Genomic DNA, 13,031 nt, shown 5'->3' with positions numbered 1-13,031 from the left:
CCCGCGCGCGGCCGCCCCCACACGACCACCGACCAGCAGACCGACCGCCTTGACGTGGTGCGCTTCGCGCGCATTGGCCGGCAATTTCTCTGCACTGCGGCAAGCCGCCGACGCAACCGGAAGTCCGGCAGGTTCGGTGCCGAGCAGCATCAGGTAGGCGAGCAGCACATGGCCCATGACCATGTCCGGGCTGTCTTCGAGTGCTGCACTCACGGTGGCCACCGGATCGCCGATGAAGCAGCGGAACTGGTGTTCCGCCAGTTCGAGCAGTTCGAGACTGCGCGGGTTGGCGCCGCTGACGGTCAGGCCTGTGATGGTGCGCAAGGACATGGGCAGACTCCCGTATGGTCGGGCGATACCGGACTCCGTCAGGGACCTGCGCGCCCGTCGCAGGTCACCACGGCTGTCACCTCTTGATGGTAGGCAATTTCGACGTCGGTATCGAGCCCGGTCACTGCGTCGGTCGTCTCGCGCGTCGAGGGCCGGACATCGGCGCTCGACAGCGCTGCCGCCACACCCTTGCGCGGGAGCGGCAACCCGGTGCTCACCACCTGCCCGCAGGCAGGCGGTGAGCGGGCCAGGGGCTCAGAGGTTGCCGCGTGCCCACGGTCCGGTGATGGCGACCGTGATGCCGGGCCGGTAGATGTTGACGAACAGCACGCGGCCGGTCGGGTCGAAGCACGCGCCGGCGAATTCGGTGCCGCGGTAGTCGCCGCCAGCGACCTGCTTGCCCGCCGCGCCGATCTGCGCGGCATCGAGCACGACGTTGTGCTTGCCGAAGATGAAGGCTTCGCCCGCCTTGTTGAGGCCAAGCAGGCGTGCGCCGGTGCCGAAAGCGTCGGTCGAGCCGCCGCCGTCCTCGCACAGCACGATGCCGCCGCGCGGGCTGACCGTGATGTTGTCCGGGTTGTTGCCGACGGTCTGGCCACCGCTTACGAAGATGGCGCGCAGGCGCATCGTCGATAGCGTCAGTTCCCAGACGCATCCTTCGCCCTGACCCGGACGACCCGAACCATCGACGCCGGCGGCGGTGTCGATCATGAACATCTTGCCGCCGGCGTACCAGATGCCTTCGCCACGGCTCATGCGCGCGCAGCCCTGACTGCGTGCCTGGAAGGTCGGGCCCGCCATGAAGGCGAGGCTGACGCCGCCCGGCTGACCGACCACGACGACGGGCGACGCATCGGGGTCGGCGATATCCACCCATTCGAGTTCGTATTCGTCGCCGATGTCGGGATTCAGCAGCCCCATGTCATTGGCCTGTTCGAGCGTGGCGGCGGTCGCCTTGCGCACGATGGTCTTCACACGTGCCGCCTGCAGCGTGCCCCCGTTGTGCAGGCTGCCCGGTTCGCCACTGGTGTCGTCGGGTACGTAGCGGAAGAAGCCTGCAACGTTGCGGTTGTCTTCGGTTTCATAGACGTAGCCGGTGGTCGGATCGACCGCCACGGCTTCGTGCACGAAGCGACCCATGCCGACGATGGGGTCGGCGCTCGACTCCGCCGGGTCGGCACCGACTTCGAATACATAGCCGTGCTTCTTGCCGCCGATCAGCGAGAAGTCGAACACCGTCTCCTCGCAGGTGAGCCAGGTACCCCAGGGGGTCGGGCCGCCGGCGCAGTTGCCGAGCGTACCGCCAATCGAAGACGTGGCACCGGCCCACTTGTTGTCGCGGAACAGCAGATTGGTGGTGCCGCCTGCGGCGAAGCCGTCGAACGGCAGCGGCGCCGGGCCGGCAGGGTTGGTCTGCACGGCGAATCCGCCTGCGCCGTTGCTCCCGATGCGGATGGGCACGCTGCCGTAATAGGCGGTGATGATGCCGTTCACGCGGGTCGTCGAGTAGTTGTGCGGCGCGTTGATGGCGTCGTCCAGCGAGGTGGCTACGCCGCGCTCGTGGTTGCGTACCAGCACCAGTTCGGTGCTGCGCCCCGTGCGGCGCGAGGTCACCACGGCCATGCCGTCGGGAAGATCCGGCGTGCTGCGGCCATCGTCCATGGCGTCACCCGCCCAGCCGAATGAACGGTAGGTGAAGCCACTCGGCAGTTGCAGCAGGGGCAGGCCGGTCGTCAGATCGTTGACCGGCGCAATCAGGCCGTAGGGCGACAGCGCCGAAACGGTCTGCTTGCCGGTGGCGGCCAGCGCGTTGCTGGTGTGCAGCGCGGCCATGACTCCGGTGAAATGGGTGGCGGCGGCAACGCCTGAGCTCTTGAGCAGCAGGCGACGGGCGGGCGAAAATTCTCTGGACGACATCTGCGTTTCCTTGTTCCGGGCGCGCCGCACGGACCATCCGGGCGATCATGCGATCAGAAGCTTGTTCGCAGGCTGTTGCAGGGCGTTGACGCGCTGGACGTTCAAAATACGCCGATCGGACTATGCAGTCCGACGTGCGTCCCGCTCGATCATCGATGGCTGGCTGCGAACCGATGTGAGGGCCGCCGCACGCACTTTACTGGTGGTAGGCGATCTCGATGTCGGTATCGAGTTCGGTGACGCAATCGAGCACCTGGCTGGTCAGGGTCTGGTCGTCATCGCTCCACAGCGCTTCCGGGTCGTCCTCGCGCGTGGACAGCGGCGTGATGTCGAAGTCGATGAACTGGTCGCCCACCTTGAGCACGGTGACGCCCGAGGCGTGGTCCACCAGAGTCCAGTCGTCGGGCACCTGAAGTTCGGCGGTGAGGTGTACGGTCAATGTCTTCATTGCATTCTCCAGTTGGGATGGCCGCACTGTAACGCGCCGGTCGGGTGGTGGGGCAATTGTTCTGCAGCGGATCCACGCCGCCTGACCAGTCGGCGCGCGGGCGGGCGTTCGGTACGATGCGCATACGGGGCACGCTTTCGGTTCAGCGACTGCCCGGTCCTCGAAAAATGACTTTCCGGAGCTGGAACATGGCGGTGAACCTGATCGAACTTGAATCCGGCCCTGCGCCGAGCGCAACCCTCATCGTGCTGCACGGCCTGGGAGCCGACGGCAACGACTTCGTGCCGGTGTGCCGTGCGCTGGATCTGGATGCCGTCGGTCCGGTGCGCTTCGTGCTGCCCGACGCGCCGGAACGCCCGGTCACGCGCAATGGCGGCTACATCATGCGTGCCTGGTTCGACGTGTTCGCGCCCGGCTCGGGCATCGATGACGAGGCGGGCATCCGCGCGTCGCAACAGATCGTCGAGGCGCTGATCGCGCGCGAAACCGCACGCGGCATGCCGGCGTCGCGCATCGTGCTCGTGGGGTTTTCGCAGGGCTGCGCGATGGCGCTGGTCGCCGGCCTGCGCCATGCCGAGCGACTGGCCGGCATCGCCGGGTTGTCGGGCTATCTGCCGCTGGCTGGCAAGACGGCGGGCGAGCGCAGCGCCGCCAACCGCGATGTGCCGGTATTTCTGGCGCACGGGCTCGGAGACAGCGTGGTCGGCATCGACCGTGCATTGGCCGCGCGCGCCGTGCTCGACGATCTGTCGGTGTCGTGTGACTGGCACACCTATGACATGGACCACGAGGTGTGTCCGGACGAAATCGCCGATCTGAATCGATGGCTGCTGAGAGTACTGGCCTGATTTCCTGATGACGCCTCAATCCGGCTTCGGGGTGCGGGCGGTGAGCAGTTGCGCCAGTTCGACCGCCGAGCGCACGCCCATCTTGTCGAAGATGCGTGCACGATGCACCTCGACCGTACGCATCGTCACGCCGAGATCCATCGCGATCACCTTGTTCATCTGACCGGCCAGTACGCGTTCCATCACTTCCAGCTCGCGGCTGGTGAGCTGTGCGAGGCGCTCGTCGACCTCGCGCGCCGCGGCCTGGCGGCTCGAGCGCTGGTGGTGGATGTCGAGCGCGGCCAGCGCCCGGTCGACCAGTTCGTTGTCGTTGAACGGCTTCTCCACGAAATCGAAGGCGCCCTTTTTCAGCGCGGCGACAGCCATCGGCACGTCGCCATGCCCGGTCAGGAAGATGACCGGGATGTCGTGGCTGTTTTCGCGCAGCCATGCGAACAGTTCGAGCCCGCTCATGCCGTCCATCCGGATGTCGAGCAGCAGGCAGCCGCAGCGCCCGATCTCGCCACCGGCAATCAGCGCCTCGGCCGATGACCACAGCCGCGCGACATGGCCGCGCGAGCGGAACAGCCAGCCGAGCGCATCGCGGATCGCGTCGTCGTCGTCGACGATGAAGATCTGGCTCGTACTCATGTCAGCAGCGCCTGTGCATCGGCCGCCGGCAGTTTCAGGATGAACACGGTGCCGCCGCCTTCGGCCGCTTCGAACCACAGCCTGCCGTGATGCAGTTCGACGATGGAGCGGCAGATGTTCAGTCCCATGCCCATGCCGTCCGGTTTGGTGGTGAAGAAGGGCGCGAACAGCTTTTCCGCGATGTCGGGCGGAATGCCGGCGCCGCTGTCGCGCACCGCCACCTGCACGTCTTCGCCATCGGCCCGGGTATCGATCTGCAGCCGCCGTCTTTCCGCCGAGCTGCCGGCCATGGCGTCCATGCCGTTGCGGATCAGGTTCAGCAGTACCTGTTCGATCATCACGCGGTCAGCCTGCACGTCAGCCAGATCCGGCGCCTGTGACGTGGTGATGTGGATGTTGCGCTTGCGCGCATCGGCTTCGATCAGGGCCACCGCGTCGTCGACGATGTCGTTCAGCGCGCAGCGCACGCGCTGCGGCTCGGACCGTCGCACGAATTCGTGCACGCGGCGGATGATGGTGCCGGCGCGCCGTGCCTGTGTATTCATCTTCGACAGCGGTTCCCGGAAGTCGGACAGGTGGCCCTGACCGGCTTCGATCATGTTCAGGCAGGCCGTGCTGTAGCTGGAAATGGCCGACAGCGGCTGGTTCAGTTCGTGCGCCAGCGTGGATGCCATTTCGCCCATCGTGATGAGGCGGCCGGTGAATTGCAGCTGTTCCTGCTGCTGCCGGTACAGCGCCTCGGCCCGCTTGCTTTCGGTGACATCGAGCAGCGAGCTCATCCAGCCGACGTGCCGGCCTTCGGCATCGACCAGCGGTGCTTCTGAAATCAGTACATCGAAGCGTTCGCCGTCGCGCCGCATGAAAGTCAGTTCGATCGCATCGCGCTTTTCCGCATCGCCGGCCAGGATGCCGTCGTGCAGCGCCCGGATGTGCTCGGCGTGTTCGGGTGCCCAGTAAGGCATCGGCGGGCGCATTGCCATCAGCTCTTCGGCAGTCCAGCCGACCATGCGGCAGAACGCGGGATTGACGTGCGTGATGCGGCCTTCGAGATCGCGCGCGCGCAGGCCGATGATCAGCGAGTTCTCCATCGCGGTGCGAAAGGCATGCTCTTCGCGCAAGGCGTGTTCGGCGGCGAGCCGGCGATTGAGGTGGCGGCGCAGCGCCCACAGGCTCCACAGCATGGTCAGCGCGAGGCCGACCAGGGTGACCACCAGCAGCGCCGGCAGCAAGCGGGTTTCGCTGCGGTAGGCGGCAACGCGCAGCCGCAGCCCGTGGCCGGGCGGGTCGAAAGCGAGCGAATAGCCCAGATCGCTGTTGCCGGACGATACCTTCGACTTGCTGGCCAGTACGTGTTCGGTGTTGTCGATCACCTCGACCGCATAGCGCTCGGCAAACCACCACGGCACCGACCGCACGAGCATCTGCGCCAGCGAGTAGCGACCGAGCATCCAGCCCCGGCCGGCACCGAGCGGCACCAGTACGTCGAATTGCACATCGCCGTCCTGCAATGCACGGGGTGGCAGATAGACCGCCTGTCCGATCCGGTCGGCGAGCCGGGCCGGTGCCGCGAGTGCGTCATCGGCCGCGTCGACCGCAAGCAGACGTTCGACGCTCAGCAAGCCCTGGCCATTGCTCACGAGACTGCGCGCACGCAGTTCGATCGCCGCCGCGTCGAAGCCCTTTTCGGCGGCCTCGCGACCCAGTTGCCCGATCAGTTCCACGTTGCGATCGAGGTGGAATCGCAAGTCCTGTTCCATCCACAGCACGTCGCTGATCATCGCGGCGCGCTGGTCTTCCTGATCCTTGCTGTGCAGCAGCCAGACCAGTGCCGCGATGGCGGCGAGGAACAGCACCAATGCCACGCGCGGCAAGACCCAGTACCAGCCCGGCGCCGCGACCGGGGTCGAGCGAGCAAGGAATGCGGACGGCAACGAACGGCTGGTCATTGTCTGCAGCGGCCGGAACGCCCCGGCCGTGAAAGATGGCGGCCTTCGATGATACGTCGGACGCCGGCTTCGGCTGCTTCGGATATCCACAACAGGTCTCGTGCCTACGCACCCGGCTGTCTCAAGCGCGCCCGGCATGACGACGACGTGCGGGAAGCCGGCAAAACGTAAAAAAGGATCACATGCCGCTCAAGCTCGGGGACTGTCCTCCGTTAAGCCAAAAGAGTGAAAAATTTAACGGTGCAATCTGCAGCATGTACAGGCCACAAAGGAGTTTGAAGTGAGAAGAACGTTGACCTGTGTCATGCATACGATGGTCGTTTTGGTGTTGGGTGGCTGGTGCGTCGCACCGATCGATGTCGCCCTGTGGGTGCGTGTCGTCGTCGCCGGGCTGGCGCTGAGCGTCATCGGCTGGACCACCGTCGCACTGTGCCGGCGCGACACCGTTGTGTCGCAGGATGTCGCGCCTGATGCCGTCGCACCGGACCCCCTCGTGGGCGAACTGCGCGACAGCCTCGTGTTGCTGTCGAGCGAAGCGGCACCGATCTGGAAGCGGCAGATCAATGGCGTTCGCATACAGGCCGAGGTGGCCATCGGCGAACTGATCCAGAAATTCTCCGGGCTTATCGCCAAGCTCGACGCGGCCGTGGCGGCCTCGGCGGGAAGCGGCACGTCGGCCGGCAAGGGCGGCGTCGATGTGGTGCTCAAGAGCTCGCAGTCGCAGCTGACCCAGGTGCTTGAGGGCATGTCGGGCGCGCTGACCGACAAGAATCTCATGCTGGCGCAGATACGAGAACTGGCCAGCTACGCCGACGATCTGCGCGGCATGGCGACGTCGGTGCAGCAGGTTGCCGACCAGACCAATCTGCTGGCCCTGAATGCCGCGATCGAAGCGGCCCGAGCCGGTGAGGCCGGACGGGGCTTTGCCGTGGTGGCCGACGAAGTTCGCAAGCTCTCCACCGCGTCCGGCGACACCGGCAAGAAGATCGCCGAAAAGGCCAAGCTGGTAAGCGATGCCATTCTGGCCTCGGCACGCTTGGTCGAAAGTTCGACCAGCCGCGACATCGAATCCTTCAAGGTTTCCGAATCGAGCATCAAGGGTGTGCTCGACGACTTTTCGCAGCTGCTTGACGTACTGGCCCAATCGAACGCCGAACTGCGTCATCAGGCGGCCGGCATCCAGCACGATATCGCGGCCACGCTGCCGCACCTCCAGTTCCAGGACCGCATCGATCAGGTGCTTGCCCACGTCTGCGAAAGCCTCGACGAACTTGGCCATCAAGTGGCCGGCGTTCCGGCTGGTCAGGCACCCGACCTGCGTCCGCTCGTCGCCAACCTCGAGCTTCGCTACACGACGCCGGAAGAACGCGGCAATCACGGTGGTTCAGGCAAGGCGGCCAGCAAGTCCAGCGACGATCTCGTTTTCTTTTAGGAGCAGTGACACATGGCAAAGACAATCATGGTGGTGGACGATTCGTCGTCATTGCGCCAGGTGGTCAGCATCGCGCTGAAGAGCGCCGGCTATGACGTATTCGAAGCCTGCGACGGCAAGGACGCACTGGCGAAGCTCACCGGTCAGAAGGTGCACCTCGTGGTGAGCGACGTGAACATGCCGAACATGGACGGCATCACTTTCGTGAAGGAAATGCGCAAGCTGCCGGCCTACAAGTTCACGCCGGTCATCATGCTGACCACCGAGAACCAGGAGTCGAAGAAGGCGGAAGGCCAGGCGGCCGGCGCCAAGGCATGGATGGTCAAGCCGTTCAAGCCGGACCAGATGCTGATGGCCGTATCCAAGCTCTGCCTGCCCTGAAGCGGAGCGACGACATGGAAATCGAACGTACGGACGACGGTGGCGTGACCGAGCTGAAGGTGGCGGGTGAGCTCACCATATTCGGCGCCGCCGATGCCTACGGGATCCTGACGCGCGCGCTGTCGGAAGAACGTGATCTGAGGATCAACCTTGCGCAGGTCACCGAGGTGGACAGCAGTGGCGTGCAGGTGCTGCTCGCCGCCAAGCGGGCCGCCGAAGCGCACGGCCACGGTTTCGAACTGGTGGCGCACAGCGCAGCCATGCTCGAAGTGATGGAACTGCTGCAGCTGAGCCATGTGTTCGGCGATCCGGTCGTCATGCCGGCGCAGCCTGCCTGAACAGCATAAGGAATTCACTCATGAATCTCGAACCCGCCCTGGAGGCCTTCTTCGCCGAAGCGGACGAACTGCTGACCCGGATGGAAGAATCGCTGCTGCAGCTTGAAAGCGAGCCGGACAACAATGAACTGATCAACGACATCTTCCGCGCTGCGCACACCATCAAGGGCACGGCTGGCGTGTTCGGATTCGACGATGTCGTCCATTTCACGCACGAAGTCGAAAGTGTGCTCGACCGCGTGCGTGACGGTCAGATGATCGTCAGCAACGATGTGATCGGTCTGCTTCTGCGCAACAAGGACCATATCGGCGTGCTGGTGCACGCGATGGCCGACAAGCGCGAGCTCGACGCCGCCCAGCGCGCCGAGGGGGACGCCCAGATGGCGGCATTGCTTGCTCTGCTGGGCAAACAACCCGATCAGCCCTCCGCAAGCGCAGTCGTTTCCGCACCTGCTGGCGTCAGTCGCAGCGAGGCTGCCATCGAAGACAGTTGCGAGAACGGAAACTGGCACCTGTCGATCCGGTTTGGTGCCGACGTGCTGCGCAGTGGCATGGATCCGACGTCCTTCCTGCGCTATCTGCGCACGCTGGGCGACATTGTCCATCTCGACACCCTGGTCGACGCCCTGCCTTCCTGGCTGGAGTTCGATCCGGAGTCCTGCTACCTCGGATTCGAGATAGATTTCCGCAGTGAGGCCTCGAAGGCGGAAATCGAGGGTGTGTTCGAATTCGTGCGCGACGAAAGCGTGCTTCACATCATTCCGCCCTACTCACAGGTTTCCGAGTACATCAGTGTGTTGCGCGCGTTGCCCGAAGACGACATGAAACTGGGCGAAATGCTTGTCCTGAGCGGTGCGCTGACCCGTTCCGAACTCGAACGCGGCCTGTCGCTGCAATCCGGAGCCGCCGCCGCGGCAACCGGCGGGACCGACACCGAGGCGCCTGCAACGTCGCAACAGATCGGCGAAATACTCATCGAAGGCGGAGCGGTCAGCGCAGGCGTGGTCGATGCCGCGCTCGCGAAACAAAAGCAGGTCAAGGACACCAAGGCGCAGGAGGCACGTTCGCTGCGCATCGACGCCGACAAGCTGGATCAGTTGATCGAGCTTGTCGGCGAACTCGTGGTGGCGAGCGCCGGCGTGCAGAACGTGGCGCAGATGCTTGCCCAGGGTCAGCTGACCGAAGCGAGCGAAGTCCTCACGCGTCTGGTCGAGGAAGTGCGCGACCGGGCGCTGTCGCTGCGCATGGTGCAGATCGGTGCCACCTTCCAGCGCTTCCAGCGCGTCGTGCGCGACGTCAGCCGCGAACTCGGCAAGGATATCGAACTGCAGGTCAGCGGTGGCGAAACCGATCTGGACAAGACAGTGGTGGAACGCATCGGCGATCCGCTGATGCACCTGATCCGCAACTCGATGGACCACGGCATCGAAACAACCGATGTCCGGCTGGCCGCCGGCAAGCCGGCGCGCGCGAAGGTGATGCTGAATGCCTACCACGAAGCCGGCGGTGTCGTGATCGACGTCGCCGATGATGGCGGTGGCCTGAACCGGGACAAGATACTGCGCAAGGCGATCGAGCGTGGTCTGGTGGCCGAGGACGTGCAGCTCAGTGAGCGCGAAATCGACCGCCTGATCTTTGCACCGGGCTTCTCCACCGCCGACCAGATCAGCAATCTGTCCGGCCGCGGTGTCGGCATGGACGTGGTCCGGCGCGACATCGAAGCCCTGCGCGGCACGGTCGATATCGAGACGGAGCCGGGCAAGGGCACCCGAATCCGCATCCGTCTGCCGCTCACACTGGCCATCATCGACGGCTTCCGGGTCGGCATCGACAAGGCCAGCTTCGTGCTGCCGGTCGACATGATCGTCGAATGCGTCGAACTGGCCGGCTCCATCCGCGATGCTGCGCGTACGCGCGGCTACCTCGACATGCGCGGAGAAGTGCTGCCGCTGCTGTGGCTGCGCGAAGCTTTCGATATGGACAGCTCCGCGCCCGAGCGGCGCGAGAACGTCGTGGTCGTGCAGTTCGGCCAGACCAAGGCCGGCATCGTCGTCGATCAACTGATGGGTGAGCACCAGACCGTCATCCGGCCGCTGGGCAAGCTGTTCAGTGCGCTGCGCGGCGTCAGCGGCTCGACCATCCTGGGCAGCGGCGAGATCGCGCTCATTCTGGACGTGGCAGGGTTGATGAAGATGGCCGGCAGTGCAGGCGCAACAGCGGCCGGCATTACTGAAATGCAGGGGCAAACATCGCGCCATGCGGCGGCGCCTGCCTGATGGCGTCGCGCACGCCGTGATCAAGCGAAACGTGTGGGTGGGGTCCGGCCGGGAGGCTGGTTGAAATCAGGGATGCAAAGTCTGGACCCGATTGCAGTGATCGATGGGCGCTCGGGGTCGATTCGGAAAGTTTTCAATTGAAGGAGTACTTGTCGTGTTTTCCAATATAAAAATCGGTGTTCGGCTGATTGTCGCGTTCATGGTGCTCGCGATCATCACTGCGGTTGTCGGCTGGGTGGGCATATCGAATTCGGGCAAGATCAATTCGATGGCGGATGACCTGTACTACAAGGAATTGCTCGGTCTTTCGTACATCAAGGAAGCGAACATCAATCTCATCTACATCGGTCGGGCCCGTGGCAACGCGCTGCTTGCCGAGACCACCGAAGAACGTGAAATGCGCCTTGCGGCGATCGACAAGTACGCGGCGTCGATCCACGAATACATCGAAAAGGCCAAGCCCATTTTCGTCACCGAAGAAGCCAAGCGACTTTTTTCCGTGTTCGATGCTTCATGGACAACCTACCAGCAGGAAATGCAGCGCATGGTGGTCATGATCCGCAAGCAGGAACTGGCGACCAAGAACCCGGAACTGACCGCGATGCTGGAAAGCGGTCGCAGGAACGCCGACACGCTCGACGAGACCTTGACTGCGCTGACCAAGGTGAAAGAGGCGCGTGCCCTCGATGCGTCGAACGAAACGACCCAGGTTTTTGAAAGCGGCCGCACGAACATGATCATATTGATCGTGGCGGGAATGTTTGCAGGGATCGCTCTGGGCTTTTTCATCAGCCGCAGCGTGACCAAGCCGCTGGGCGTCGCCGTCAATGTGGCCAATCGTCTGGCCGACGGTGACCTGACGGTTTCCATCGACGCGACATCGAAGGATGAAACCGGGCAGCTGCTGCAGGCGATGAAGAATATGGTGGGCAAGCTCGAATCCGTCGTGTCCGAGGTCAATGGCAGTGCCGACGGCCTGGCGAGTGCGTCGGAAGAAGTGTCGGCAACCGCCCAGTCGCTGAGCCAGGGGGCGAGCGAACAATCGGCCGGTGTCGAGGAAACGTCGGCCTCGGTCGAACAGATGTCGGCGTCGGTGAACCAGAACAGCGAGAACGCCCGGGTGACCGACGGCATCGCCACGCAGGCCTCGCGCGAGGCGGCCGAAGGCGGCGAAGCGGTGAAGCAGACGGTGGAAGCCATGCGCAAGATCGCCGAGCGCATATCCATCATCGACGACATCGCCTATCAGACCAATCTGCTGGCACTGAATGCGGCGATCGAGGCAGCGCGCGCCGGCAGCCATGGCCGCGGCTTTGCGGTGGTGGCGACCGAAGTGCGCAAGCTGGCCGAGCGCTCGCAGATCGCGGCGCAGGAAATCGGCAGCGTGGCGAACGAATCGCTGAAGGTGGCGGCGCGTGCCGGCGATGTGCTGGAACAACTGGTGCCGTCGATCCAGCGCACCTCGGATCTGGTGCAGGAGATTTCGGCCGCGTCGGGCGAACAGGCCAGCGGTGTGTCGCAGATCAACAGCGCAATGAGCCAGTTGAGCCAGACCGTGCAGCAGACGGCATCGGCGTCCGAGGAACTGGCCGCGACCGCCGAGGAAATGAGCGGCCAGGCGCAGCAGCTGCAGCAGGCCATGTCCTTCTTCCGCCTGCGCAACAGCTCGGCGGCCCAGTTGCCGTCGTCAAATCGCTCACCCGTCCGCTCGTCGCGGGCACGTGCTGCGACGAGCTCGTCCGAGGCGCCTGCAGAGACGGACTTCTCGCGCTTCTGAGTACTTTCCGGCTGGCGGTCGCACAGCAACTGCGACCGCGGACGGTCCGGCTCGTGCGCCAGCTGCGGCTGGCCGCGACGGTGACTGGCGACAACAGCCCGCATTTACGGGCGAGAGCGAGCGGCTCAAGCGCAGCGGTGACGACGATTTCACAGGTTTCTAGGGAGTGGGCGACATGAATTCACGCCAAGCATTGGCACTGGCCGTCGTAGATGAGGACGACTCTGCGGCGGAGCAGCAACAGCAGTACCTGACCTTCAGGCTGGGCGACGAAAGCTACGCGCTGGGCCTGTTGTCGGTGAAGGAAATCATCGAGTACGGCGGCGTAACGCAGGTACCGATGATGCCGGGCTTCGTACGCGGGGTGATCAATCTGCGCGGCCGGGTGGTACCGGTGATCGATCTGGCGAACCGTCTGCGCAGCGAGAGCGCTGCCGTGACACGACGGACCTGCATCGTCATCGTGGAAGTGACGAACGACGGTGAGGCGCAGGACATGGGAATCATCGTGGACGCGGTGAGTCAGGTGGTCGACATTCCGCCGCAGTCGGTGGAGCCGGGGCCGTCCTTCGGTGCGAAGGTGAGGGCGGATTTCATTGCCGGCATGGGCAAGCTCGACGACGGCTTCGTGATCATGCTTGACATCGACCGCGTGCTGGCTGGCGAGGACATGGTCGCGGTCAATGACATGAAGGCCGCAGGCTGACT

At 64.5% G+C, this 13,031-nt stretch carries 11 protein-coding genes and 1 pseudogene; 7 read left to right on the top strand and 5 right to left on the bottom strand.

Going from position 1 to position 13,031, the window contains the following annotated elements:
• From NMQ16_RS13680 to NMQ16_RS13670, 3 genes and pseudogenes are all read right to left on the bottom strand, one after another.
• Positions 1-330 (bottom strand): annotated as a pseudogene (locus tag NMQ16_RS13680) (tetratricopeptide repeat protein); the annotation flags it as partial.
• Positions 331-585: 255 nt separating this feature from the next.
• The gene (locus NMQ16_RS13675; protein WP_257081339.1) at positions 586-2,247 is read right to left on the bottom strand and encodes a PhoX family phosphatase; all 1,662 of its coding nucleotides are present in this window, start codon (positions 2,245-2,247) and stop codon (positions 586-588) included.
• Positions 2,248-2,443: 196 nt separating this feature from the next.
• The gene (locus NMQ16_RS13670) at positions 2,444-2,695 is read right to left on the bottom strand and encodes a hypothetical protein (protein WP_069037868.1); all 252 of its coding nucleotides are present in this window, start codon (positions 2,693-2,695) and stop codon (positions 2,444-2,446) included.
• A gap of 188 nt (positions 2,696-2,883) precedes the next feature.
• Between NMQ16_RS13670 and NMQ16_RS13665 the strand changes: the two genes are divergently transcribed.
• On the top strand, positions 2,884-3,543 hold the full coding sequence (locus NMQ16_RS13665) for an alpha/beta hydrolase (RefSeq protein ID WP_257081338.1): 660 nt from the start codon (positions 2,884-2,886) through the stop codon (positions 3,541-3,543).
• 15 nt (positions 3,544-3,558) lie between these two features.
• Here NMQ16_RS13665 and NMQ16_RS13660 read toward each other — a convergent pair whose 3' ends face one another.
• Together NMQ16_RS13660 and NMQ16_RS13655 are read right to left on the bottom strand one after the other, a co-directional pair.
• Positions 3,559-4,173, bottom strand: coding sequence for a response regulator transcription factor (locus NMQ16_RS13660; protein WP_257081337.1), 615 nt, complete (start codon positions 4,171-4,173; stop codon positions 3,559-3,561).
• Positions 4,170-6,119, bottom strand: coding sequence for a sensor histidine kinase (locus tag NMQ16_RS13655; RefSeq protein WP_257081336.1), 1,950 nt, complete (start codon positions 6,117-6,119; stop codon positions 4,170-4,172). Before NMQ16_RS13655 ends, NMQ16_RS13660 begins: the two co-directional genes overlap by 4 nt.
• Positions 6,120-6,423: 304 nt before the next feature.
• Here NMQ16_RS13655 and NMQ16_RS13650 point away from each other — a divergent pair, with 304 nt between their 5' ends.
• From NMQ16_RS13650 to NMQ16_RS13625, 6 genes are all read left to right on the top strand, one after another.
• Complete coding sequence (locus NMQ16_RS13650; RefSeq protein ID WP_257081335.1) at positions 6,424-7,551, top strand: methyl-accepting chemotaxis protein; 1,128 nt, start codon at positions 6,424-6,426, stop codon at positions 7,549-7,551.
• 12 nt (positions 7,552-7,563) lie between these two features.
• Positions 7,564-7,932 (top strand): response regulator, encoded by a 369-nt coding sequence (locus NMQ16_RS13645; protein WP_069037865.1) that lies wholly within the window; start codon positions 7,564-7,566, stop codon positions 7,930-7,932.
• 14 nt (positions 7,933-7,946) lie between these two features.
• Complete coding sequence (locus tag NMQ16_RS13640) at positions 7,947-8,270, top strand: lipid asymmetry maintenance protein MlaB (RefSeq protein ID WP_257081334.1); 324 nt, start codon at positions 7,947-7,949, stop codon at positions 8,268-8,270.
• 20 nt (positions 8,271-8,290) lie between these two features.
• Positions 8,291-10,546 (top strand): chemotaxis protein CheA, encoded by a 2,256-nt coding sequence (locus NMQ16_RS13635; protein ID WP_257081333.1) that lies wholly within the window; start codon positions 8,291-8,293, stop codon positions 10,544-10,546.
• Positions 10,547-10,700: 154 nt separating this feature from the next.
• On the top strand, positions 10,701-12,323 hold the full coding sequence (locus NMQ16_RS13630) for a methyl-accepting chemotaxis protein (protein WP_257081332.1): 1,623 nt from the start codon (positions 10,701-10,703) through the stop codon (positions 12,321-12,323).
• A 175-nt stretch (positions 12,324-12,498) separates the two neighbouring features.
• A complete protein-coding gene (locus tag NMQ16_RS13625) occupies positions 12,499-13,029 on the top strand; it encodes a chemotaxis protein CheW (protein WP_257081331.1) in 531 nt (176 codons plus the stop codon).
• The last annotated feature ends 2 nt before the right edge of the window (positions 13,030-13,031 follow it).

The organism is Methyloversatilis sp. XJ19-49 (assembly GCF_024580145.1).
Lineage (GTDB): Bacteria > Pseudomonadota > Gammaproteobacteria > Burkholderiales > Rhodocyclaceae > Methyloversatilis.
This window is presented reverse-complemented; position numbering and strand designations above follow the sequence as displayed.

Excerpts from the sequence above, each read along its gene's own strand:
- NMQ16_RS13675 (WP_257081339.1), bottom strand. The coding sequence starts at position 2,247 with ATGTCGTCCAGAGAATTTTCGCCCGCCCGTCGCCTGCTGCTCAAGAGC.
- NMQ16_RS13670 (WP_069037868.1), bottom strand. The coding sequence starts at position 2,695 with ATGAAGACATTGACCGTACACCTCACCGCCGAACTTCAGGTGCCCGAC.
- NMQ16_RS13665 (WP_257081338.1), top strand. The coding sequence starts at position 2,884 with ATGGCGGTGAACCTGATCGAACTTGAATCCGGCCCTGCGCCGAGCGCA.
- NMQ16_RS13660 (WP_257081337.1), bottom strand. The coding sequence starts at position 4,173 with ATGAGTACGAGCCAGATCTTCATCGTCGACGACGACGACGCGATCCGC.
- NMQ16_RS13655 (WP_257081336.1), bottom strand. The coding sequence starts at position 6,119 with ATGACCAGCCGTTCGTTGCCGTCCGCATTCCTTGCTCGCTCGACCCCG.
- NMQ16_RS13650 (WP_257081335.1), top strand. The coding sequence starts at position 6,424 with ATGCATACGATGGTCGTTTTGGTGTTGGGTGGCTGGTGCGTCGCACCG.
- NMQ16_RS13645 (WP_069037865.1), top strand. The coding sequence starts at position 7,564 with ATGGCAAAGACAATCATGGTGGTGGACGATTCGTCGTCATTGCGCCAG.
- NMQ16_RS13640 (WP_257081334.1), top strand. The coding sequence starts at position 7,947 with ATGGAAATCGAACGTACGGACGACGGTGGCGTGACCGAGCTGAAGGTG.
- NMQ16_RS13635 (WP_257081333.1), top strand. The coding sequence starts at position 8,291 with ATGAATCTCGAACCCGCCCTGGAGGCCTTCTTCGCCGAAGCGGACGAA.
- NMQ16_RS13625 (WP_257081331.1), top strand. The coding sequence starts at position 12,499 with ATGAATTCACGCCAAGCATTGGCACTGGCCGTCGTAGATGAGGACGAC.